This is a genomic window from Neobacillus sp. PS3-34 (assembly GCF_030915465.1).
Taxonomy (GTDB): domain Bacteria; phylum Bacillota; class Bacilli; order Bacillales; family Cytobacillaceae; genus Neobacillus_A.
Window position 1 is genome coordinate 234,310 of sequence record NZ_CP133267.1, and the last position, 23,957, is coordinate 258,266.

Consider the following 23,957-nt stretch of genomic DNA (forward strand, 5'->3'; position numbering starts at 1 on the left):
AGATTAAGCCTTTTCTTACGATATCGTAAAAATGATGCCTGCAATTGTAATAAAACAAGCTGCCAGCTTTGCCATCGTGATTTTCTCCTTAAAATAAATCCAGGCAAGAAAAATAGCAAAGAGTGGTGATGTGTATGCCAGTGAAACAACAAGAGTTCCATCCGCAAATTTTAGTGCGGTAAAAAGGCAGAGCCATTGAATGATGACGGTAATTCCCCTCATTCCCTGATGGAAATGCAGCTTTGGAAACCAAATCTTGGCCGGTATAGGATATAGGTAATGATGGCAATTCCACAAGACCGGAAAAAATATAGTGTGACAGGATTCGCCCAACCATGAAGCAGGATTTGCTGGGTCGGAACCATACTTACACCATAAACAACGGCCGTGGCAATCCCCAACAAATTTCCAGGCTTCCGCAATTCCATAAATGGTGTCAGCGGGTTTCTTCCTTTTAAATTTAAAAAATACACCCCAGTTACAATAAATAAAACAGAAAACAATACGAGTGGATGAAAACCATAAATGATTGAATTAGGGATAAAGGTAAACAGCGGCGTTAAAGCAAGATAAACAGCGAGCACTGACACCTCAATTCTTTCCATCGCCTTAAAGAATAGTACGTTTGCCAGTGTATCCAAAAGGATGACAAGCACTACCAAACTGATGGATGCCAATGAGACATGAAAAGAGAATAGCCAAGGAAGAGTGAGCCCAAGGAAAATAGCTATGTAAATAAAAGAAGTAACAATGAAACTATTATTATCCTTCATTTCGGTCACAATTTTTTTGGCATAAAGTGCGTTAACTGCATTAAAGAATGAACTGATCAGTGATAAAACAAGCATGCAACCGCCTCTTCTCCTCATAATTTCGTTTTACTAAATATTTATAAGATTACAACAATTATTTTCAAAATCAAAGAGTTTTTTTGACTAATATTGTTTGTGTTTACATAATATGATTATTATTCTTTAAAAAAAGAGGCTGCCCCATGGTCGATCTTTATGGGGCAGCCTCTTTAAAATATTAACTTAATATGTGGTCCGCCTTCTGGCAAAGTCGACAAAGCGGAACTTATCCGGCCTATGCCTTGATTCAGTGTACTGAAACAGTGACGCATCCTCGAGATGCACCTGGCTGCGGATCACGACGACATTATGGAAGCCTTCGATATCAAGGTAAAGACGGTCCTCTTCTGTTGGCTCTTCGATCAGGATTTCTTTTTTTGCAAAGCTTATTTGCAGGCCAAGCGTATTTTCAATATATGAATAGATCGAATCCTCGCAAACTTCCTTGGTCAGCTGGGGCACGATGTTTTTTACGAGATAATCTTTATCAAGGATTACCTTTTCACCGCCGATTTCCCTTGTCCGGACCACCTTCCAAACCAAGTCCTTGGCATGGAGGTTCAATTGTGAGGTTAACATTCTGTCTGGTTCCATCAATGAAAGCTCGTGGACTGTCGTTTTTGAGTCCCTGCCATTTTTTCAGCAAGTTCTTTAAAACTGACGAGACCTGAAACAGGCAAATTCATTTTGGTAATATCGATGACGACAGAGCCTTTGCCTCTTACCTTTTGAATATAGCCATTTTGCGAGAGAAGATTTAAAGCCTTGCGAATCGTTTCCCTCGATGTTTGAAAAATATCCTTTAAGTCATGTTCAGATGGAAGAAGAGTCGAAGGCGCAAAATCCCCCGACTCAATTTTTTCGACCATTTGGTTGTATATCGTAATATATTTATTCGTCACGGCAGCCACATCCGTTAATTATTATTTCGTTCTTAAGTGATAGACAATCGACTCATATGGACGCAGTGTCATTTTTTCAAATGCCTTTGGTGAATCACCGTAATTGGAAATCAATATTTCACTTTCCAATCCATTGAGTCCTAATTCAGATGGTACCACGAAGTCTGCGTCCGTTCCATAAAAATTGTTAATAACAAGGAGCTTTTCATCACTCCAATTCCTTAGGTAGGCAAAAATCTTTCTGTCATCCTCCAGGATCAGCTGATAATCCCCTTCTGTGACAATGTCAAAATCCTTGCGGAGCTGAATTAGCTTCTGATAATGATAGAAAATAGAGTTTTCGTCATTCAACACTGACTCTGCATTGATTTCACGGTAATTGGTTGCTGTCCCTATCCATGGTTCGCCGCTCGTAAAGCCGCCATGCTCACTTGCATCCCACTGGATTGGTGTCCGTGAATTATCCCGCGATTTTTGCATTAAAATATCCATTACTTCGCTTTCAGGCAATCCCTTTTCAAGTAAAATTCGATGCATATTCAGTGATTCAACATCGCGATACTGTTCAATCCTTTCAAAACCAGGATTGGTCATCCCGATTTCTTCCCCCTGGTACACATACGGTGTTCCCTGCATCATATGGATCGCTGTGGCCAGCATTTTCGCAGACTCTACCCGAAAAACTCCATCATCACCAAATCTGGAAACGGCACGTGGCTGGTCATGATTGCACCAGAAAAGTGCATTCCAGCCGCCCCCCTTATGCATTTCTGTTTGCCATTGTGACAAAATGCGTTTTAATGCAAGGAAATCAAATTTAGCTTTTGTCCACTTTTCACCATTCGGGTAGTCGACTTTTAAATGGTGAAAATTAAACGTCATGTCCAATTCCTTACGCTCCGGCTGCGTGTATTTAATACAATTTTCGATCGAAGTTGATGACATTTCGCCAACCGTCATCATGTCATATTTTGAAAAGACTTCCCGATTTATTTCATGGAGATATTCATGGATTTTTGGCCATCCGTATAAAAGCGGCGTCCATCTCCTAAACCTACACTGCCATCATCATCTGGATAGCTCTGGTCCTTCGAAATGAGATTGATGACATCAAGGCGAAAACCATCCACACCTTTTTCGAGCCAAAAATGCATCATTTTAAAAATGTCCTGACGCATCTCATCGTTCTCCCAGTTCAAATCGGCCTGGGTCACATCAAACAAATGGAGATAATACTGACCCGTTTTTTCGTCCAATTGCCATGCTGAACCGCCAAATTTGGAATCCCAATTTGTAGGCTTGTCCTTCCAAATATAATAGTCGCGGAATTTATTATCTTTTGAGGACATTGATTCCTTGAACCATTTATGGTCTGTAGAAGTGTGATTCACCACAATATCCATCAATATTTTAATTCCACGGTCATGGGCTTCTTTTAAAAGAAGATCGAAATCCTCCATCGTCCCGTATTCTTCAAAAATGTGATAATAATCGCTGATATCATAGCCATTATCACGCTGCGGGGAATCATAAATTGGCGTTAACCAAATGACGTCGACTCCGAGTTTTTTTAAATAATCGAGCTTTTCAATAATGCCATTTATATCTCCTAAACCATTCCCCGTCGTATCACGAAAACTTTTGGGATAAATTTGATAAACCACTGCTTTTTTCCACCATGGCTGATTCATAAGCTGCACCACCAGTTCCTTTTTCTAGAACAATAGCAACCAGTAAATCTACATGGCTGCTAGAGTTCTTAGTATATTTATTTACGTTTTCTAAGTGCGATTAAGTATGTTGAAACAAAAGGCACCACTAGTACGATTGCCATTCCGATAAAGAAGACGCCCCATTTATTCGGGAAGATCGACAGAAATCCTGGCAGGCCGCCAACACCAATCGAGGTAGCACGAACATGGTTGATTGTGATGAATAAGCCCGCGATAGCGGATCCCACTAATGCCGAAATAAATGGGTATCTGAATCTCAGGTTGACCCCGAACATTGCCGGTTCTGTAATCCCAAGCCATGCTGAAATTGCAGAGGTCATAGATAAACCTTTTAGCTTTTCATCCTTCGATGCAAACATCATCGCAAACGCAGCTGAACCCTGAGCGATATTCGATAATGCCAGCATTGGCCATAGGAACGTGCTTCCTGTGCTGCCGATCAGCTGAATATCGACAGCAAGGAAGGTGTGGTGCATGCCTGTTACAACAAGCAGACCGTATAATCCACCGTAAATTAAACCGCCAAGCGCTGGGAATGTATCAAAAATAGAAGTTAAACCGCTTGTAAGTGCATTTCCGATTGCAAACGTAATCGGTCCAATAACGATAAAAGATAAAAAGCCAGTAACTAAAAGTGCAATTGGTGCTACAAGCAATAACTGGAATGCATCAGGTATTTTTTTACGCAAGAAAATTTCAATCTTTGATAAAACATAAGAAGCAAGTAATACTGGCAATACCTGGCCTTGGTAACCTATTTTTTGTATTTGCAGTCCAAAGATATTCCAATGTGGAATCTTTCCTGCTTTTAAGGCCTCACCATAACCCCATGCATTCAGAAGATCTGGATGAACGAGCATTAATCCGAGTACGATACCAAGCAGCGGATTCCCGCCGAACTTTTTAACTGCTGACCAGCCAATCAAACCAGGCAGGAACACAAACGCAGTGTTCGCAATCAGGTTGATCATGCCCGCAAAATCAGCCCAAGAAGGATGTACTTCAATAAATGGCTGTTTATAAAAAATCCCTGGCCCTGTCAGAATATTGTTGATTCCCATAAGCAGACCAGCCGTAACAATTGCCGGCAGGATAGGGAAAAAGATGTCTGCTAATGTTTTAATCGCACGCTGCAAAGGATTTAGTTTTTCCTCAGAAGCTGTTTTGACATCATCCTTCGTCGCATGCCCAAGGCCTGCGATATCCGTCAATTCGTTATATACCTTGTCCACCGTTCCCTGTCCAATTACCACCTGATATTGTCCATTTGTGGAAAATGAGCCCTTTACAACGTCTATATTCTCCAGTTGTTCTGTGTTGACTTTCTCTTCATCCTTTAAAGCAAACCGCAGCCGAGTTACACAATGTGTGGCAGCCGAGATGTTTTCCTTGCCGCCAATTGCTTCAAGAATTTGTCCTGCCTGTTGACGCAAATCCATTTTACAAACCCCCTTGGAATTAAAAGCCTTCGCAGCCTAAAAGTGAACAATTATATGAAAGAAATAACTTTCATTTACGTTTACCCTTGGATGCCCTTCGTAAGCTTGGGAAAGAAAAGGTTTTCATTTATTTTCAAAAAATTTTCTCTCTTAAGCTTTCAAAAATAACGCTTTCATTTTTATCATGTATATACAAGTTATAGTGATATAATAACTTGTATATACATGTAGGTCAATAAAAAGTTTTATAAAATGAACTTGAAATTGAAAAAGCCCTTCATTTACATGAAGAGCATCGATTTTTATTCTTCCTTTAACACTAATTTTTTGATTGCATGTGCAACACCATTTTCATTATTTGTAGCAGTTACCCAGTTTGCTGCGTCCTTGACGGTCTGCTGTGCATTGCCCATTGCAACTCCAAGCCCTGCCTCTGTGATCATGGCGATATCGTTCAGACTGTCACCAACTGCCATGACATTCTTTAATTCAATTCCAAGTTTCTCGCATACAGTCTTTAGTCCTTTTGCTTTATTAATTCCAAGTGCATTGACTTCAATATTAATAGGGCTGGAATTGCTGATTTCAAACTCGCTTCTTTCTTGAAGCTCCTTTAATATCTCTTCCCTTATCCTATCGTCTTCAGCAACAAATCCAAATTTAAGCCACTCAGTTGAGAGGATATCTTCCGGCATCTTTTCATCCCAGACATTATCAATAGCAGTTGCCCAAAACTTAGTGCCGTGCTTTTGTGACAGCTCCCACATCCACTTTACCGAATCCGATTTCACAATATTTCTTTCAACTAATTCACCCTTCGCGTCCCAAATTTCACTTCCATTAACTGTGACTAAAAAAGAAGAAAGCTGTAGAGATTCTGCATGCTCACGGGAGGTAGCAATCGATCTTCCCGTACTTAATACGACATAAATTCCTCTTTGCTGCGCTTCCGCTATCGCCTTGCGGTTCTCCTCTGAAATTTCCCCTTTTTCATTCAAAAGCGTCCCGTCCATATCCAGTGCAATCAATTTTATATCCAAATCGTTCAAGTAATTTTCCAATTTTGTAATCCCCTTTTGTGTTAAGTCATCGTTGTAATAAAGCAGGAGTTTTTCCTTAGACATAGAATTATTATTTTAAATGCATAGAAAGGAAATGTGAAAATGTCTTATTTTCTTCTTTCAGCAGGCCTTGTTTGTTGTGCTGTTCTGTTTCTAACAAAAAAGAACCTGCACCAGCACGCTAATGTAAATGAGATTAATGAAAAGCACAGACTTGATAACATTCTAAAATTCGCACGGCTCGCACCATTTATCGCTGTTATCATCATTACTATACTGATCACAACTTATTTGAAGACCAAGTTTTATATCCGGCTCTCACATGCCTGGCTGGCAGCTGTATTATGGGCTATGAGCGCCATTTATTACTACACCTTTTCTCTTTCACGAAAGGTGAAAAAATCCTTGATTGCATTGCCTGCTATCGGGCTTTTAGCTTCAATCTCTCTTGCTGCATACATAACCCCAATTAACCATTATGAACAAATTTTTCACCGCTTAAATCTTACTATACCGAATCTTGCTGGGATGGTATTCCTTCTTGTCTTATATGTAATTACAGGATCTTACTTAAAAAAAGACCATTCATCTTATAGTGGCCGGCAGATTAAATTGTAAGGTAGACTGAGACTGAGAGCTTAGTCTTTTTTTCTTTATTAAAATAACCATTAAGTGTAATCGTAAACATCCATTTCGTAATTACATATGAAAAGCCGGAAACTTTCCGGCTCTTTTTAATGACGATGTGTATGTGCCTTTGAAGGGTTAGTTATGACAAACTCTTCGCGAGGGACGTAAAAATACTGAAGCCAGACCCCATCCAAAAACTCTTCACGTTTATCGAGAAGGATATCAATGCCCTTATCTGTCTTGACGACTTCATCATGCTCTTTTGGAGTATCTAATTTAACTTCATAATGAGCATGGTCTCCGTGCATATGGGTTATGATTACACGGACCATCTTTCCTTCCGCTTCTGGCTTAGACAGCATCTCTTTTAAAACCTTGGCAGCATTGCGGTTAATTTTACATTTCATCATGTAAACCTCCTATCTTGTTTTTAGTCTACCTTCATTATGTCATATTTTGTATAGAAAAACGAAAGTCATGCTTGCCCAAAATGTTTTTGTGAAAGAACATTTCAAATAATTTTGTCAAGAAAAAAGACTTCATTTTCCATTGTAACTACTTAAAAGGATGAAATATCCTTACTAAATTTGTCACATTTATATTCAAGATTTCATGTTATCATCATACACGTAGTGTTAACCTCGATTGTTGGTCCACTAATCCGATTTCGATTGTGAACACTTTCACAACTATTTTAGAATAATCATATAATTCTTTATTTTTGAGAGGAGCTGAAGGAATGAAATCGAAGAAAGGATTTTGGATTTCGTTCATGGCGCTGGTACCTATGCTATTGTTGAGCGGCTGTGATACAAATATGGTCGTTTTCGAGCCTCAGGGACCTGCCGCAAGAGAAATTCTTGGTTTAATTAACTGGTCGCTTGTTTTAATGGCGCTAGTTGTTGTCGTTGTATTCGGCCTTTTTGGTTACATTGTCTGGAAATACCGGGAAAGACCAGAAAACAAGGACTATGAGCCGCCAGAAGAACATGGCAGCACTGCACTTGAAATTATTTGGACTGTTATCCCTATTATCATCGTTATTGCACTGACTATTCCTACCGTCAAATCGATTTATAATCTTGAAAAAGTGCCTAAGGGCTACGAAAATAAAAAACCAATTACGATTAATGTTACCTCTGCAGACTGGAAATGGATTTTCAGCTACCCTGAACAAGGAATTGAAACAGTCAATTATGTTAACATTCCTGCAGGCACCCCTGTTAAGTTCAAGCTGACATCTGCCGGAACGATGCAATCCTTCTGGGTTCCTGCCTTAGGCGGACAGAAATACACGATGAGTAAAATGGAAACACAACTTTATCTGGTTGCTGACAAACCAGGCTCATACTTAGGAAGAAATACAAACTTTAACGGTAAGGGCTATGCCGATATGGAGTTTGAAGTAGAATCAAAATCTCCTCAAGCCTTTGAAAAATGGGTTAAAGATGTGAAGAGAACGGCTCCTAAGCTGACAGAAAAGAAATACATTAACTTGCTTAAACCAACACATCTTGGAAGATTGACATTTAACGGCGATCATCTTGTCTGGATTAATCATGCAGATATGAACTCCAAGACTTATACATTCCCTGAAATGTACAAAGTGCATGGATACCAGGGACATATTTTCAAATATAAAGAAAAAGACCAAAGCCATGATTCAATGAAGATGGACGATTCCATGAAGATGGATGATTCTATGAATATGGATGGCAATAAAGATGGAGGTGGGCACGATGGGCATTAAATGGAATGAAATTTTAATTGGCGGTGACCCGTTAATCATCGGTTCACAAATCGCCATTTCCCTTACAATGCTCGGAATTGTCGCAGGGTTATCCTATTTCAAAAAATGGACCTGGCTGTGGCGTGAATGGCTGACAACGGTTGACCATAAGCGAATTGGGATAATGTATATCCTTGCCGGTGTCCTAATGTTTTTCCGTGGCGGCATGGACGGTATCCTCATGAAGGTGCAGACACTAACACCTGAAGAGAAATTTTTAAATGCACAGCACTATAATGAGATTTTCACCACTCACGGTGTCATCATGATTCTTTTCATGGCAATGCCATTCCTGATTGGTTTAATGAACGTCGTCATTCCGCTTCAAATTGGTGCACGTGACGTTGCGTTTCCACAGCTGAATGCACTCAGCTTCTGGCTGTTCTTCGTAGGTGCGATGCTGTTTAATATTTCGTTTGTTATCGGCGGTTCGCCTGATGCGGGCTGGACAGCTTACTTCCCTCTTGCCGGGAAAGAATTCAGCCCGGGCATCGGAAACAACTATTACGCTGTTGCGATTCAGATTGCCGGTATCGGTACCTTAATGACCGGGATTAACTTTATCGTTACGGTTTTAAAAATGCGCGCAAAAGGTATGACACTAATGAAAATGCCAATGTTCACTTGGACTTCGTTAATTACATCTGTCATCATCGTTGCGGCATTCCCAATCTTTACGGTAGCACTTGCACTGATGACATTTGACCGTATCTTCGGAACGCACTTCTTTACGTTAAGTGGCGGCGGTATGGATATGATGTGGGTAAACTTGTTCTGGCTATGGGGACATCCTGAGGTATATATCGTTGTTCTTCCTGCTTTCGGTATGTTCTCAGAGGTTATTGCTACCTTCTCAAGAAAATCACTATTTGGTTATAAGTCAATGGTCGGTTCCATTGTAGGTATTGCGATTCTTAGTATGCTTGTTTGGGTCCACCATTTCTTTACAATGGGTGCAGGACCGGCAGTCAATTCCATCTTCTCGATTACAACAATGATGATTGCGATTCCAACAGGTGTTAAAATGTTTAACTGGCTGTTTACGATGCGTAAAGGACGCATTCAATTTACAACTGCCATGCTTTGGGCACTTGCCTTTGTACCGAATTTTGTTATCGGTGGTGTTACAGGTGTTATGCTTGCAATGGGCGCAGCTGATTACCAGTACCATAACACTCTTTTCCTAGTAGCCCACTTCCACTATGTATTGATTCCTGGTGTTGTTTTCGCGGTATTCGCAGGACTTTATTACTGGTGGCCAAAAATGTTGGCCATATGCTGAACGAGAAAATTGGTAAGATCCATTTCTGGTTCTTTGTGATCGGATTTAACTTAACCTTTATGCCGATGTTCTTCCTTGGCTTAAAAGGTGCGGTTAGACGTTCTTACACTTATTCAGCTGAATCAGGCTTCTCTCCATTATTCCTGGTTTCTGGAATCGGTGCGTTTATTTTGGCGATCGGCTTCGGTGCCCTTTGCTATAACATTTACTGGAGTGCACGATATGCAGAAAGAAATATTGGAAACGATCCTTGGAACGCAAGAACACTTGAGTGGATGACTGCATCGCCAGTTCAGCATTACAATTTTGCTAAAATACCAGAGGTTAAATCACTTGATCCTTTCTGGCACATGAAGAAAAATAAAGAAAGCCTTGATTTGAACGAAGATGAACTTGAAGAAATCCACATGCCTAGCAACTCCGGCCAGCCAATCATAATGGCATCCGTGATAGGTGTTGCCGGCTTCTTCCTTGTTTTCGAATGGAAATTGGCTGCCCTTATTGCTGCAGTCGGTATTCTAGCTGGATTGATCTACCGCTCATTTGATTATAATGACGGCTACCATGTTCACATCGATGAAATTAAGAAAACAGAAAGCACTTGGCGTAAAATTAAAAAAGGGGTGAATAATCATGTCGGCTAATGTGAATACTTCCTTGCCGCTCGAATACCAAACCGAGCAGAACCGTATGAACATCCTGGGATTTTGGATTTTCCTTGGCGCTGAAATCGTCCTGTTCGCTACCCTTTTTGCAACGTATTCTGTACTGAAAGCCCGTTATGCTGGAGGTCCTACTCCACATGATTTATTTGAAATAAAAGGGATTATGGTCGAAACCCTTCTACTATTGACATCAAGCTTTACCTGTGGCCTTGCGATCCATGAAATGCGCCGCCACAGCCGTAATGGTTTGTTAACATGGTTAATCATTACCCTTCTGCTTGGCGCAGGCTTTGTAGGAATGGAGATTAATGAGTTTATCCATTATGTACATGAAGGTGCTACCATGCAGACGAGTGCGTTTTTATCCAGCTTCTTCGTTCTGCTCGGTACCCACGGACTTCACGTAAGTATGGGTATTGGCTGGGCTACAATGGTCATTATTCAGATTTTCAGAAGAGGATTAACTCCTGTTACGGCACGTAAGACGTTCATCATCGGGCTGTACTGGCACTTCCTTGACGTTGTCTGGATCTTTATCTTCACATTCGTATATTTAGCAAGGATGGTGGGCTAAAATGGAAAAACAACATTCAAAAGGCTTTCCACTAAGCCACGTCCTCGGCTTCCTACTATCACTTGTACTAACTTTTGCAGCAGTAGGAGTTGCATTGAAAACTGATTTACCTGTAAAAACAATTGTCTGGATCATCGGCTCGCTTGCCATCGTCCAGGCAGCTCTTCAGCTTTATATGTTCATGCATATGAATGAAGGCGAAGACAAAAAATCAAATACCGTCAATATCCTTTTTGCCTTCTTTATTGCAATAGTTACAGTTGCAGGATCCATCTGGGTCATGTCATTTGGGATGTAGTAATAGATTGGAACAGCCCGCTCATCGGTGAGCGGGCTGTTTTTAATTGGCTGTTTTCTAAAAGATTGTTGTTTTTAGTAGTAGTTGATTTCCGCTTCAGGATGCTCGCTTTCCGCGGGGTGGGCGGTGAGCCTCCTCGTCGCTGAAGCGACTGCGGGGTCTCACCTGTCCCACTGATCCCGCAGGACGTTGAATTAGCTTCCTAGAATCTACACCGCACGAAGGAAATGCGATAGCCTTTTCGAGGATCTCGCACCTTCCGCTCCAATCAACTTCTTTATCAACCATCTGATTCACTCTAAATAGCAACAAAATTTACGAAAACAGCCTTTTAATTTGATAAAACCATTTCAACATTCTCACCTTAAAACCTTTTCCTGCATGTTCTCCTCTATTCGTCCTGGCTTTTAATTCTACCTGCAAATCTAGATTTTCATGATGTTCAAAATAGAGTATAGTTGAACCCATATACAACGAATCGGCTTAACGGATAAGGTGTACGACTTGAAAGATATTATCTACATGAAATAAAATGCAAAGGTTATATATCCTTTACATTTTTCCTTTATAAATATATTTCTTTAACCTTTATACCCTTTATTTCAATAATTGCATTACAACTTGGTCTAATTTAAGTTCAAGTTCTTCTTCTATTTCATCTGCAAATTTGTCATTCAATTCTTCTATAAAATCATTGAAATCATCATTTTGTTCATCTAAGTCAGCAAAAATATCACTAATTTCATCTCCATCTTTAAGAAGAGTCCCTGTAGGTAATTTTTCATTTACATGTTTCAACAATTCAATAACATTGTTCGCATTCAGTTTTTCTAAGTCTTCAAATGTATCATCCATATTTTCAAACCATTTATTTACATAGTAGCTTGATATTCCACCACTATTTATTGCATCTATTACACTTCTAACGTTAAACCATAATCTTTCATCAGGAGTTAAATTTTTATAACCTTCTCGTTCTAATTTCTCATATAAGTCATTCCACTTTTGTTCCCAGTCTTCATACTCTAATCTTCTCATGTAAGTCCTCCTCAATATAGTTATAAAACCTCCGTTTTATATTCGATATTGAAAATATTAATCCCTTTTTTTGTAAATTCAAGTATAAAAAAGCCTGAAGATTAAAAGTGCTAATCTCCATGCTTTTTATGTTGCTATTAACTATGAAATTCACCATTTTCTACTCGAATAGAGAACGTCTTCCTAAAGGTGGGGAACCTCAAAGAAATTTACTTTTTCGTATCCTGTTTAAACAAATCTGCCGGCATCTGAATAATTGAATTAGAACCGCCGTTCACATACGGTTGGGCACCATTCCATTTTTTAATCCAGTTATCCTGAATGATCGCGGGTGTCATTGATTTTGTCAGCAGCTCGTTAGCTTTAGCCTGAGCCTCGGCCCTGATTCTTGTCTGCTCGGCGTCCGCTTCGGCATTTACGATTGCTACTTTCTTTTTACCCTCGGCCTCGATCTTCGCGTTGATTGCTTCCTGTTCCTTGTTCTTCTGCTCCCGCTTTAAAAATTCCTGCTTATTTTGGGCATCCGCAATGGCCTGAAGTGATTTTAAGGTTTGCTTATCGGGGCGCACATCAGATAAGGAAAAGTTCTCAATGATAATGCCGTCGACTTTAAGACGATCTGTAAGAAGACGCTGCATTTCTTTAGTTATTTCATCGCGTTTTTCGGCATAAACACCCAGTACAGAGTAATTAGTCGAAACTTCTTGCATCACCGTCTTTATTTGTGTTTTTAAGTAACTAGCCTGTATTTGTTCATGGGTCTGCCGGCGAAATTTCGTAAAGATATGGGGAAGCTTACTGGATTCCATTTTATAAGAATAAACGACGTCGACATTCACTGATTTTCCGTCATACGTATTTATATTAAAAGAGTCATCTCCTGGAGATCCTTCGGTGTGAGCTTTAGTTAAATAAACCGTTTCAGTCGAAACCGGATATTGAGTCACTTCCTCCCAAGGCCAAATGAACTGTAAGCCCTGCCCTAACACCTTATCCTTCAAGCCGCCATTTAAGCTGTAAACAACACCCTTATATCCGGGCTCAATCTTTTCTGTAAGCGTAAAAAATCCAATCACAAGTATTAAAATAGCAATAAAAGAAGCCACCAGACTAAAAATCTGCCTTTTTCTAGTTAAGAAAGGTGATGGTCTTCCGCCTGTTCCTCCAATGTCTGTATTCATATTCCTCTTCCCCCTGGTTGTAATTTATATTTGTGCCCATATGCTTATTACGATTATCGCATCCTAAAGTTTCAATCGCTATGTAAAAATTTCGACTTAAACACACAATCCTTCAATAAGGTTTTTTAGAAAAACTCATAAAGACCTTCATCAAAATATTGAAACTCTTCAATAGACACCGTATAAAGTTGATAACCCTCGTAAAAGGATTTTTTGTATTCATCATTTTTAACAAAACTGCGAATCGCTAAGGATATATCATACCTAGGGTCTCCAACTGTGATGCCAGCAACATCAATGAAAAGACTTACTTCCCCATCCATCACAAGAACATTGTCAGTCGTACAATCACCATGAATAAGCGTTTGCTGTACTGGCAGAGGTTTAGCTGACTTTAATTTCTCTAAAAGTTGTAAACTGCCTTCAGCTTGTCCATTTTTAACATAGCCCTCCGCCCTAACCAACTGCTCCTCTAGCCAATCATTTTCATGTTTTAATGATTCAATTATTGTTGTTTCATGTAGCTGATACAGAAACTTTCCAAAGCTTGTTATTAACTTTCTCTTTTCCTTCTGTGTCTTCGCTTTCCTTAAAGCAGAAGTTAACGTGATTCCTTTCTCAAATGACATGATGATATGACTACTATTGTTTCCCTCAATGAAACCATAGTATTTAGGAACTGGAATCAGATTTTTGCCATTAAGCTTTTCTAAAACCAAAGCCTCCGCCTTTAACCACTTTCGATATTTTTCCTTAAACGAACTTTTAAGAAAATAGGAACCTCCATCTGTATGAATTTGAAGTACTTCAGATGTACACCCTTGTTCATCCAATACCTTTACCTTTCTGATTTCACCTATTATTTCCTCAACCTTCTCACGTAATTGTCTATTCATAGTTTCCACACCACCCTTTCACTTATATTACTTCAATAAGAAAAGCCACCAAGAATGGCAGCTGGATTATTAACGCTTATTTTTTCGGAAGGGTATCATAGCATTATTCAATTTCGTTGCCACTTAATACCCTTATAAAATCAATATCAATATTGCCATTACCATAGCTGCCGCCGTTGACTGTATACCCCGGAAATGCCTCTTTATGACTTTTGTTATATGGTGTCCAGCCCAAAACTAAGCCAGATTGAGGCACTAGATTACTAAATATTGAATTGGTTTGCTTTGCGGACTCTACTTTATTGATAGTAGTCATAAGGGTTACCCATTCACGTGGAAGTTTTATTGCTCCATAAGAGTTCTTTCCAATTGGAACCTTTTTCTCCATTTGTACTTTTGGAAAGTAGTTTTCTACTCCGTCTGTTACATGATAGTTTCTTTCTCCATCTAAATAAAACGTTATATTGCTTATTCGGTCATCAGGATGGATGTTCCAGACAATCGTGTAAGTTGAAGGGTCATTACTATCAATTTTCCAAACTCGTGGTTCTCCACTTGTTTCAATTAGAAGGACCTTCCACTTATGTTTTTGCCATGCCCAATAACTTAATCCGTATCGATTTTCCTTTGAGATAAAAGGTACGGCAATATGCTGTTCATCCACGCGAATCGTATCCTGAATCACATTTACAGCAGCTGTTGGAAAAATATTATTTATCTCACTGATCATTTGTTCATTTTTAAGAAAAGCACCAGGCGTTGAAAAATAGAACCAATAGATCGTTATCGCTGCCATTATAACCACAACTAACCCTGCGATACCAACCAATTTTCGTTTCACCATTAAGGATTCGCCCCTTTCAGCAGCGTATCCTTGGAGCGAAAATAGAGCTGCTTTTGCGGTGTCAATATTAATAAACCTTTACCATCCCTCTCAACGTAAATTACAGTATGGATGCCACTGCCAAATCTAGGTGTGGTTCCTGAAAGCAGGAAAGGAAACCTTTCACTTCTATTTTTGCTTTCTACATTCATAACTGTTTCACGGTACCACTCTTCGCTAAAAATGGCTTTTTTCTTCATATTCGGGAGCTGATCAATTAGATTTTCTCTATTAAGGGAGCGGTTTATTGCTGAGGGATGAATCTTAATTACGGAAGCATGGTCCACACCAGAAATATAGGATGAAAGATTTTCTTCGGGATATATGATACCCTTCAGCGGAATTGTTATTAAATTTGTTGCTAAAAAAATATAATTTGCAAAAAAGCCGAACCAGGCAAAGGATCGGTAATACTGCCAACGTTCCTTTCTCCCTTTAATTAAAAATAATAACCAGACACCCAGCGGTAAAATCGATAAACTGATAAGAGTATCATTGATTGTCCACTTTATCGAAAACGAACCAAGGCCAACAAAAAACACAACGATCATTTTCCATACAGTTAACTTTACTGGTTTTCTTTTGTATATACGATAAACAATCATGGCGATTATAGCCCATGCCAGTATTTCCGCAGCTAAAGATATTACATTGACATCAAGCGTCAAGAGACTCAATCCTTTTTAATTTTACTCTACAGTATTTGGAATGTTTTGGAAACAGATTTTTGTGATAATACGGAATATTTTATGAATTATGTTTTAGCCATATGGTACAATTTAATAGTCTAAAAATTATTAATTTTATAGACAATCCTTGCATAGGGGGTAGATATTATGACAAACAAAGAAAATGTTAGCGTGAAAATTTATAAGGGGATTACGTCTAACTAATCTAGCTGTTTAACGTTCCCCCACAATTTGAAAGGGGAAAATCAAATGAATCAAACATTATTAATCATCGATGCTCAACAAGAATTAATTGATGGCAATCAAAAAGAAAGTGCGGTTTTTAATAAAGAAAATCTAATCAGAAATATCAATAAAGTGATTGAAAACGCAAGAGAAGCCGATGTCCCAGTTGTGTTTGTAAGGGATCTCGATGTTGCTGAGGGAAAAGGCGGAGGATTTCAAGTTCACAACGAAATCACTATACCCACGGATGCAAAGTTTTTCGATAAATCTGCGACAAATTCCTTTCACGGAACAGATCTTCTTAATCATTTAAAAACTCAGCAGATTGAACATGTTGTTATTATGGGCTGTAAAACACAATACTGTATTGATAGTGCAGTCAGAACAGCTACTATTTGTGGTTTCGATGTAACATTAGTCGGTGATGGGCATTCAACAACAGACAGTGATGTTTTAAGTGCAGAACTAATTATAAAGCATCATAATAGAACCCTTCATGGTCATGATAATGTCGAACACTTTTCAGTTGTCAGATATACAGAGGAAGATTTATTTCGTCCAACTCATGACTCTTATAGGTAATATTAATCCAAGAGCGGCACGTTTTTAGTGCCGCTTTTGCTATGTTACGCGCAGCATGGGCTAAGTAACCCGACCATTCCATCGATAAAAAAACATAAATACTTATATAACTTTCCATACTGGAGAAACAGTCTAATTTCAGAGATAAAAATCATTTACCTATTTTCATTGCTGATTCACTGATAATTAAACTAAGTTGTAAACGTCCCAACCATTTTTCCGAATCACTGGTAATCCTTGAAATTCCATTCGTTTCTTCCTGGTATTCTAAGCCTTCCACTGGGATATAGCCAACATCCAATTTAGCAATTCTATGTACAATCATTGCCCATTCCGCATCTGTCATTTTTTCCTTTGAATATCGGACTAGAAATTCTGCACTTTCCCTAGAAAAAGAACAAGAACCAGCTGTAATATCAACCTCTTTACCTAATTCGAAAGAACAAATTTTATTTGTAATCTTCTCTGTTTCAATCCATTCCAAAGGGTGAGTATTCATCGCCCGTTCAGTACGTCCTAAAATAAGATAGTCATAATTTCGAATATTAGCTACCAATTTTTTTAATTCCTCTAAATGGTTTTTCCCCCAAGTTAATAGTCGGTCAAAGTCACAATAATGGTAATATTGACTTTTTCCTAAGAACCCAAGATTCAATACTTCTCTTCGTGCCTGTGCAACTCCTTTTTTAGGGATAATTTTCACATTAAACTTACTTCTTTCCATTTCTTTAATTAATTCTATTGATGATTCCTCGCTAATGGTAATAAATAGTTCTGAATAAATATCATCAAAATCTTTTTGTAATTTATTAAATAGCTTAATATTTCTTCCTTGTGGGTCGTGTGTAACGGTTAAGAGAGCTATTTCGGACACGTGTTTCCACCTCAAATATGAAAATCATAAATTAGGGTTCGGATTTCTAATTCTTATTCATTAAACCTTCCCATTAAAATGGTATTATAGTAATTTCCGTCAGAAAGAATTTTGTCATTTTTTAAAATACCTTCTACTTCAAAACCATATTTTTTATAAAGCTTTATCGCTTTATCATTAGTTTCGAGAACATTCAAAGTTATTTTCTTAATTTCATTTGAGTCTGCCCAATGAATAGATTCTTTTAATAGGTTTTTTCCTATACCATATCCCCAGTATTCTTTTAATACACACACTCCAAATTCTACTTTATGAGAAGCCCTTTTCAATTTGTTCCCTTCACATCTTGAAAAGCCAATAATTCTATCATTAACTTCAGCAACTAAAAACAGATTACTAATACTTTCTGTATCATCTTTAATTAGTTGTATAAAACCAGATTCATCAATGTATGCCTCGCCTTGTACTCTATCTAAATTTTCCGTTTCGCCATCTATCTGCAATCTTAATTCAGACAAATTTTTCGCATCTTTCTCTACTGCAGACCTCACAATATAACGTAAATTATGTATATAAAATTCTTTTTGATTAACCCTCATTACAATACCCATCTTTCTGTTTTATTTTACCATTTATTTTTAATTTATTTTTTACTCCCACCAATTAACAGTGTCCGCATACGTTTCAACTTCAAGGCTCATTCGTTCAATATCGGAAGCCTGTAAGACGGATTGAATGTGGTTCTCTCCTGCTACAAATAAATTAGGATGAATGGTAAGTTGAACAATCCTGCTCCCATTTCGAACTATCCCTACGGTCACCGTTTTTGCGCCTTGTATATCAGACTGCTGCAAGAAATCATATGTCTGGCTGAATACATCTTGAGCTGCAATACCAGGAGCATTTGCTGTTTGCACAACAAGGTCGATGTTTCCATTAGCATCACGTAGGTCAGTCACATCCACTTTTTTTGCGCCCTTAAACACCGAGGTATGTATTTTTTCTGAATTTGCTGCGGCTTTATTTTCGGGTATCTTGCCAGTTTCACTTATTAACGAGCAACCCGAAAGTGCTAAAAAAATACATATTCCACAAAACCATAATATTTTTACTTTCATTTGCATCTCCTGTCGGATAAATAATTTTTTTAATCTTTACATCTCTTTTATAGAAATGTGATAATTCTTTCAGTAAAACCGCATTTGGAGCGATTCCTCCTAATAAAAATGAAGTTCTCTCTTTAATGGATTGGCCATCTGCAATTAGATTTGATATTACTAGGTGCATAAATCTTGAACCCTAGCACCAATTAGTTTTAAAAAAACAAATAGTAAAATTATTTTTTCCTGCCTATATATAGTAAGTGAGAAGATATTCCGAGAATATGAGGGTCTGATGCTCTTTCTTTTATTAAGGTTATAATTTTATTTATTTCTTGTGTACCCTTTCTCCAATAATTCCAATTATCTTTATTTAAAATTGCTCCAACATTTGAACCTATTAATTCCAACGTTTCAAATCCTTGTGCCTCCATAAAGGGATTGATGTCTTCAATATTAAAGTAATAAGCACCTGTAAAACGGCCCTCATCAGCGTGATTAAAACAACCTGATTGAGAAAATTGAATAATATTATCCATATTATCGTTAGGCTTCCAATGCTCAGGAGATAAAAGTGAGGTAAGTATGTGACGTATTCTTGGCATAAATGCGACAAAAACAACCCCATTCTTTTTTGTCACTCTTTTTAATTCTTCAACTGCTTTAATCCGATCCTTTTCTTCCTGTAAATGGTACAGAGGACCAAGCATTAATGTTGCATCGAACTCTTCATCTCTTAACATAGTAAGTTCTCTTGCATCGGCTGCATAAAAGCCATTGAAATGTTTTGTTAAACCAAAATCTTTTGCCTTATTTTCCGCAATTTCAACTAATTTTGGAGTTAAATCGGTTAGTGTTACAGTGTAACCCTCTTTTGCAAGCTCTAATGCATATTTTCCTGGTCCTGCACCATTATCCAACACATTTCCTGTTTCTGGGATATATTTTTTTATATAATGCCAGTTCACTTGGAACTCTATTGGCTCACGATCAAGCCTACCCCATTCATCAAACTGATTGTAATATTGGATTATCTTACTCATAACATCCACCCAAATTCTACCTTTTTATCCATTAATTCTATAAAAGTTCTTTAAATCCTTCTATACCTACCCTGTGCGTCAAAAAACTCAGTGGTTATTCTTACTTTTCTTAATATGGCTCACTAAGCACCCTTCTGTTCTCAAGCATTTTAAAGTTGATGGTTATAAATCCATGTACCACAGCAGTTTAATTTCATTCTCCACAGGTGAATCACTGTATCCCTGAATATCAATTGTCCCCAGAGAGAATCCCTTTCTTGAGTAAAATTTACATGCGGAGACATTGATATTCTGCGTCTCTACCATAATTTTAGGGTGATTTTGTGCCTTAGCCCATAGAATGGCTGCATCAAGTAGTTTTCCACCGACACCATTGTTTCTGAAATCTGGATGGACTCGTAAATCCCATAATACCGCCATATCTTTTTTCATTCCTGTCATTTGGGGTGCGATGGCTGCTCCACCAACATACATACCTTCACTCACAACAACAAATAGCCCCCATTTATCGAGGTCAAATTGTCCTGGCCAGTTGAGTGGATGTGCATTCTCATCAAGGTCATAATCCTTTATATATGGCGTGCAATCCTGCTCAATGAGTTGAATTCCACCTAATCCGTTGTTTGCTAATTCCACTTGAAGTATTTTTTTCACTTCAAAAGATATTGGAATCTCTGCATATCCCTCAAGCTTTTTTGAGTCAATCTGCTGCACAACCATTTTATCCTTCAACTTAAGTAGACACCTCTGCATATTAATAATTTTGCTTGTTTAATAGTTTTATATTCATCACCCAACGAATTAAATTTCCTTATAAACAAACTCCCGATATTTTTCAAAACCAAGCTTTTTATAAAAGGAGCTTGCCTGTTCATTTTGGATCCAGTAATCCAATTCTACCCGTTTAACGTTATGATTCCGTGCAATCGTAAAGATTTCGTTCATAAGAGCTGTTCCGTAGCCTTTATTCATTTTCTCTGCAGAAACACTTAGCTGATACACAAACACTGATTGATACGATTTTTTAAACGCACTTTCAGGATATGTTTTGATTTCAATCCACGCATAGCCAACAGGTTCTCCCTCATCTTCTGCGATGAGAAATATAAATTCAGGATTGTCGATTATTTTTATAAAAAAATCCTTAATTTCTTCATAGTTGTAGGGTTTAAAGAATGAAGGATATAAATCAGAATGGACATTTTGGACATTCTCGTTTAATTTTGCGACCAATTCAGAATCGCGTGTTCGTGTAATTTTCATAGTATCTCCTTCAATACAATGTTATTTTCGCTTAATAACTCACTAAAAACATTAATGGTCTTTAAATAGTCCTCATTTAGCCCCTCTTCAACAGACCAGCTGGATGATAAAACCGAATGACCATATCCCCACATTAAAATCCGTGCTTTATCCAATCCCAATTCTTCCACAAATATATCAATCCTCTTACTGATGATGGGTTTCGCGTTTACTTTAGGCAATTTATTCAACAAGTATTGGATAACATCATATTCCCGCTCACCAATTAATCCTTTCGGGTCAATCGCTATCCATCCATCCTCTCCACTGGACAGGATATTATAATGGTGTAAATCACCGTGCAGCAAATAAGGTTTTTCGGACGTCCTGCTCATGTATTGAAATAAAACGGCTGCTTCCTGGAGTAGTTGTCCCGATATCGGACCAAGTCCATTCTCATATTGTCCAGCAATCCTTGTCATGGAGCTTTCCCTGTCTGCGGCAATTGAAGGCAAGGTTACGTCTTCTTCAATTTCTGTCCAAAGCTCTCCCATCACCTTGGCAGCAACACGGGCAGCGTTTTCATCATTTTCAACTGTTGAAAGCATCTTACCAGGGCGAATTCTTTCCAACAGCATGATTCCCCGGGTTGCATCTGAATCTAAAAGCTTGACCATTCCGTTCCCATTGAAGATTAAAAGAGAGGTTAACTCATTCAGAAATTCCTGTCCAGGTACACACAGCTTCACAACTGCTTCTTTGCCCTCGGAAAATTCCGCTGCAGCTACAAAGTTATAAGATAGTTCAAACGGCGAGTGAATTTTAATCGACCAATGCTGCTCGCAATATTCTATTATTCTATTAAAATCAGAGAGCCATTTCTCACCCATCTCTCCATGGATGACTCTAATCGTATTTTTAAACTTCTCCGGCAATGCTTCACAAGTTAGCTTTTTCATAGGATTAACGCACCTTTGAATAAATGCATGTGTCTCTTAGTTCAGATCCTGTCACAGAAACGGAATCACTTTTTAAAATTGCATCCAGATTAAATTGAAGCCTTTCTGCTACTGCTCGGCTTTTTATATTTTTCGCATCACAAAGAATTTCAACCCGGCGTGCATCTAGAAGGTTAAAGGCAAATTCAGTGATGGCATCAACTGCTTCTGTTATGTATCCATTTCCGCTGTAGCGTGAATCAATCCAGTACCCGATCTCCATCTTTGGCACTTCCCACTCGATTCGGTGCAGACCCGAAGACGCGACGAGTTCACCCGTTTCTTTTAAAAAGACGAGCAGCCTCAGATCCTCACGTGTTAAAAACTTTGCATGTGCTTCTCTTATATTGGCTTCGACATCCTGCTCGGTCTGTTCCTTATGGGCAAATGGCATAAATGGCTTTAACTCCTCCAAAGATGCGTGAATTGCTTCATAAACCGCTTTCCCATCGCCGGGCTTCGGCATTCTGATCAGCAGGCGTTCCGTTGTAAACTCTGTTGGAAAATCCTTTAATATTGGTTTCAATTTGTTCCTCTCCCTTGTGAATTCGTTTGACCAAATTTTTAAGTAAAAAACCCAGCAATTTGCCGGGCGACAGTATCTTATGTTTTTATGACTTAAAGTGGATCATACAGGCTGGCCACTCCTGACCTTATGATAATATGATTCGATTAATATAAGCGTGTCTTATAGCCTTCTTTCAGGCTTACATCAATTTCCTCTGCACTTTGGCCACAGATTTTAGCGTGATCAGCAAGAATTTGAGCAGCCCATGGCAAAGCATCCTTTTCAGGCCATGTTTCAGGCTTCCATAAACCAGAACGGATGGTTGATTTGGCACAGTGTATAAAGCATTCTTCCACTTCTACACCAATCCCAATTAAAGGCTTGTTACCCTCTACCGCCATCTTTTCCAGCAAATGATTGTCTTGAACCAAAACAGCTTTTCCGTTCACCCGCAGCGTTTCCCCCATGCCAGGTATTAAAAACAAAAGGCCAACATTCGGATTATCTAGAATATTTAACATAGAGTCCGCCCTGCGGTTGCCTTTCCTTTCAGGAATGACCAGTTGTTTTTCGTTCAATACATGAACAAAACCGGGCTGATCACCACGTGGGGAAACATCCTCTTTTCCCTTCAAATTTGAGGTAGCCATTAAGAGAAACGGCGATTTCGAAATAAAATTACGGCAATGCTTATCCAAATGGTCAATGACCTTTTTCTCAGCCAGTTCACGTGGCGCTCCGAGGATCGCACGCAAATCATCCTTATTCTTTATGATGTTTTGAAAGGTTTCCGTTTTAAACATTCTTTTCCCCCAGGATTATTAGTTTACTTCCATCTTGGCTTATTGTATTTTCTCCTGTCAATCCATTTTTTGAATTTTCGGATTTGGATATTCTTTTCGGAGTCGTTAATTTCCTTGTGAAAAGGGTAAAGTAAACCATCAAGTGAAATTGAAGGGAGACAAGCTAATATGTTCATTGTTTACTTAAGCGTTGCCCTTATTGTTGGATCGCTGGCATTCCTTGGATGGTATGCCTACAAAACCTTTAAAGAGACAAGCCTGCAATAAACGAGGTTAATCACACAATTGTACGGGTTCAACAGAAAACGAATTCGATAAAAGCTGAAACAACCGTTTTAACACAAAACCAACAGGAGCTGATGGCGGATATCGAATATAAAAAGCAGGCAGTCACCTCCACAATCAATGAAGCTAAACAAACAGCCGCTTCCGTTAAGCATTTATTTAAAATCAAACCACTCACAATGGTTGAGAGGAAAACAAGAAAAAGAAAATCAAAGTTGAGAACAATCCAAACTCATTAGTATAAAGAAAGGCTTCCTAAATCGTGTCTGACGATGACCGATTTTAGGAAGCCTTTATTTTTGATACGGATTACATTTATTTTTTCAAAAAAAATGAGTTCGAACCATTTATGCACGTATTCCCGCGTGTAGCCATTGAAACTCTGC

Annotated in this window: 25 protein-coding genes and 3 pseudogenes; 7 read left to right on the forward strand and 21 right to left on the reverse strand. The window is 38.5% G+C overall.

The genetic code is table 11. The features are described 5' to 3' along the window. Positions 1-15 precede the first annotated feature (15 nt). The 6 genes and pseudogenes from RCG23_RS01235 to RCG23_RS01260 all read right to left on the reverse strand — a co-directional run bounded on the left by RCG23_RS01235 (position 16) and on the right by RCG23_RS01260 (position 5,986). Positions 16-222 carry an EamA family transporter gene (locus RCG23_RS01235; RefSeq protein WP_308178236.1) on the reverse strand — a complete coding sequence of 69 codons (207 nt, stop codon included), beginning with the start codon at positions 220-222 and terminating at the stop codon, positions 16-18. Continuing rightward, complete coding sequence (locus RCG23_RS01240; protein WP_308178237.1) at positions 219-848, reverse strand: EamA family transporter; 630 nt, start codon at positions 846-848, stop codon at positions 219-221. Before RCG23_RS01240 ends, RCG23_RS01235 begins: the two co-directional genes overlap by 4 nt. A 186-nt stretch (positions 849-1,034) precedes the next feature. Next, positions 1,035-1,753: pseudogene (treR, locus tag RCG23_RS01245) on the reverse strand (trehalose operon repressor). A 21-nt stretch (positions 1,754-1,774) separates the two neighbouring features. Beyond that, a pseudogene (gene treC, locus RCG23_RS01250) lies at positions 1,775-3,444 on the reverse strand (alpha,alpha-phosphotrehalase). A gap of 77 nt (positions 3,445-3,521) precedes the next feature. After that, positions 3,522-4,925, reverse strand: coding sequence for a PTS system trehalose-specific EIIBC component (treP, locus tag RCG23_RS01255; RefSeq protein ID WP_308178238.1), 1,404 nt, complete (start codon positions 4,923-4,925; stop codon positions 3,522-3,524). Between the two features lie 302 nt (positions 4,926-5,227). Further along, on the reverse strand, positions 5,228-5,986 hold the full coding sequence (locus RCG23_RS01260) for a Cof-type HAD-IIB family hydrolase (protein WP_308178239.1): 759 nt from the start codon (positions 5,984-5,986) through the stop codon (positions 5,228-5,230). Between the two features lie 102 nt (positions 5,987-6,088). Between RCG23_RS01260 and RCG23_RS01265 the strand changes: the two genes are divergently transcribed. Then, positions 6,089-6,604, forward strand: a complete 516-nt coding sequence (locus RCG23_RS01265; protein WP_308178240.1) for a hypothetical protein — start codon at positions 6,089-6,091, stop codon at positions 6,602-6,604. 116 nt (positions 6,605-6,720) lie between these two features. Here the strand turns inward: RCG23_RS01265 and RCG23_RS01270 are convergent, their stop codons facing one another. Then, entirely contained in the window at positions 6,721-7,023 is a 303-nt protein-coding gene (locus RCG23_RS01270; protein WP_308179942.1) for an iron-sulfur cluster assembly accessory protein, read from the reverse strand. Between the two features lie 332 nt (positions 7,024-7,355). Here RCG23_RS01270 and qoxA point away from each other — a divergent pair, with 332 nt between their 5' ends. The 4 genes and pseudogenes from qoxA to qoxD all read left to right on the forward strand — a co-directional run bounded on the left by qoxA (position 7,356) and on the right by qoxD (position 11,224). Continuing rightward, the gene (gene qoxA, locus RCG23_RS01275) at positions 7,356-8,366 is read left to right on the forward strand and encodes a cytochrome aa3 quinol oxidase subunit II (RefSeq protein ID WP_308178241.1); all 1,011 of its coding nucleotides are present in this window, start codon (positions 7,356-7,358) and stop codon (positions 8,364-8,366) included. Between the two features lie 205 nt (positions 8,367-8,571). After that, a pseudogene (locus RCG23_RS01280) lies at positions 8,572-10,331 on the forward strand (cbb3-type cytochrome c oxidase subunit I). Then, positions 10,321-10,926, forward strand: a complete 606-nt coding sequence (qoxC, locus tag RCG23_RS01285) for a cytochrome aa3 quinol oxidase subunit III (RefSeq protein ID WP_308178242.1) — start codon at positions 10,321-10,323, stop codon at positions 10,924-10,926. Before RCG23_RS01280 ends, qoxC begins: the two are co-directional and overlap by 11 nt. A gap of 1 nt (position 10,927) precedes the next feature. Further along, positions 10,928-11,224 carry a cytochrome aa3 quinol oxidase subunit IV gene (gene qoxD, locus RCG23_RS01290; protein ID WP_308178243.1) on the forward strand — a complete coding sequence of 99 codons (297 nt, stop codon included), beginning with the start codon at positions 10,928-10,930 and terminating at the stop codon, positions 11,222-11,224. 597 nt (positions 11,225-11,821) lie between these two features. On the opposite strand, the gene RCG23_RS01295 is transcribed toward qoxD, so the two are convergent. The 5 genes from RCG23_RS01295 to RCG23_RS01315 form a co-directional block, all read right to left on the reverse strand. After that, the gene (locus RCG23_RS01295) at positions 11,822-12,262 is read right to left on the reverse strand and encodes a DMP19 family protein (protein ID WP_308178244.1); all 441 of its coding nucleotides are present in this window, start codon (positions 12,260-12,262) and stop codon (positions 11,822-11,824) included. A 209-nt stretch (positions 12,263-12,471) separates the two neighbouring features. Further along, positions 12,472-13,443 carry a prohibitin family protein gene (locus RCG23_RS01300; RefSeq protein WP_308178245.1) on the reverse strand — a complete coding sequence of 324 codons (972 nt, stop codon included), beginning with the start codon at positions 13,441-13,443 and terminating at the stop codon, positions 12,472-12,474. A 125-nt stretch (positions 13,444-13,568) separates the two neighbouring features. After that, the gene (locus tag RCG23_RS01305; protein WP_308178246.1) at positions 13,569-14,339 is read right to left on the reverse strand and encodes a phosphotransferase; all 771 of its coding nucleotides are present in this window, start codon (positions 14,337-14,339) and stop codon (positions 13,569-13,571) included. 103 nt (positions 14,340-14,442) lie between these two features. Next, complete coding sequence (locus tag RCG23_RS01310; protein ID WP_308178247.1) at positions 14,443-15,183, reverse strand: hypothetical protein; 741 nt, start codon at positions 15,181-15,183, stop codon at positions 14,443-14,445. Then, on the reverse strand, positions 15,183-15,890 hold the full coding sequence (locus RCG23_RS01315) for a hypothetical protein (RefSeq protein ID WP_308178248.1): 708 nt from the start codon (positions 15,888-15,890) through the stop codon (positions 15,183-15,185). The genes RCG23_RS01310 and RCG23_RS01315 overlap by 1 nt, the downstream gene beginning before the upstream one ends. Before the next feature lie 270 nt (positions 15,891-16,160). Between RCG23_RS01315 and RCG23_RS01320 the strand changes: the two genes are divergently transcribed. Beyond that, complete coding sequence (locus RCG23_RS01320) at positions 16,161-16,718, forward strand: cysteine hydrolase family protein (protein ID WP_308178249.1); 558 nt, start codon at positions 16,161-16,163, stop codon at positions 16,716-16,718. Between the two features lie 151 nt (positions 16,719-16,869). Here RCG23_RS01320 and RCG23_RS01325 read toward each other — a convergent pair whose 3' ends face one another. The 9 genes from RCG23_RS01325 to RCG23_RS01365 form a co-directional block, all read right to left on the reverse strand. Next, complete coding sequence (locus tag RCG23_RS01325; RefSeq protein ID WP_308178250.1) at positions 16,870-17,592, reverse strand: hypothetical protein; 723 nt, start codon at positions 17,590-17,592, stop codon at positions 16,870-16,872. A gap of 53 nt (positions 17,593-17,645) precedes the next feature. After that, positions 17,646-18,191, reverse strand: coding sequence for a GNAT family N-acetyltransferase (locus RCG23_RS01330; RefSeq protein ID WP_308178251.1), 546 nt, complete (start codon positions 18,189-18,191; stop codon positions 17,646-17,648). 51 nt (positions 18,192-18,242) lie between these two features. Further along, a complete protein-coding gene (locus RCG23_RS01335; RefSeq protein WP_308178252.1) occupies positions 18,243-18,710 on the reverse strand; it encodes a hypothetical protein in 468 nt (155 codons plus the stop codon). A 218-nt stretch (positions 18,711-18,928) separates the two neighbouring features. Continuing rightward, complete coding sequence (locus RCG23_RS01340) at positions 18,929-19,735, reverse strand: class I SAM-dependent methyltransferase (RefSeq protein WP_308178253.1); 807 nt, start codon at positions 19,733-19,735, stop codon at positions 18,929-18,931. Positions 19,736-19,897: 162 nt separating this feature from the next. After that, complete coding sequence (locus RCG23_RS01345; RefSeq protein ID WP_308178254.1) at positions 19,898-20,467, reverse strand: GNAT family N-acetyltransferase; 570 nt, start codon at positions 20,465-20,467, stop codon at positions 19,898-19,900. A gap of 69 nt (positions 20,468-20,536) precedes the next feature. Continuing rightward, positions 20,537-20,998, reverse strand: a complete 462-nt coding sequence (locus RCG23_RS01350) for a GNAT family N-acetyltransferase (protein WP_308178255.1) — start codon at positions 20,996-20,998, stop codon at positions 20,537-20,539. Further along, positions 20,995-21,936, reverse strand: coding sequence for an aminoglycoside phosphotransferase family protein (locus RCG23_RS01355; protein ID WP_308178256.1), 942 nt, complete (start codon positions 21,934-21,936; stop codon positions 20,995-20,997). Before RCG23_RS01355 ends, RCG23_RS01350 begins: the two co-directional genes overlap by 4 nt. 4 nt (positions 21,937-21,940) lie before the next feature. Then, entirely contained in the window at positions 21,941-22,501 is a 561-nt protein-coding gene (locus RCG23_RS01360) for a GNAT family N-acetyltransferase (RefSeq protein WP_308178257.1), read from the reverse strand. A gap of 146 nt (positions 22,502-22,647) precedes the next feature. Continuing rightward, positions 22,648-23,286, reverse strand: a complete 639-nt coding sequence (locus RCG23_RS01365; protein ID WP_308178258.1) for a pyridoxamine 5'-phosphate oxidase family protein — start codon at positions 23,284-23,286, stop codon at positions 22,648-22,650. A gap of 359 nt (positions 23,287-23,645) precedes the next feature. On the opposite strand from RCG23_RS01365, the gene RCG23_RS01370 reads away from it, so the two are divergent. Continuing rightward, positions 23,646-23,810 carry a hypothetical protein gene (locus RCG23_RS01370; protein WP_308178259.1) on the forward strand — a complete coding sequence of 55 codons (165 nt, stop codon included), beginning with the start codon at positions 23,646-23,648 and terminating at the stop codon, positions 23,808-23,810. The last annotated feature ends 147 nt before the right edge of the window (positions 23,811-23,957 follow it).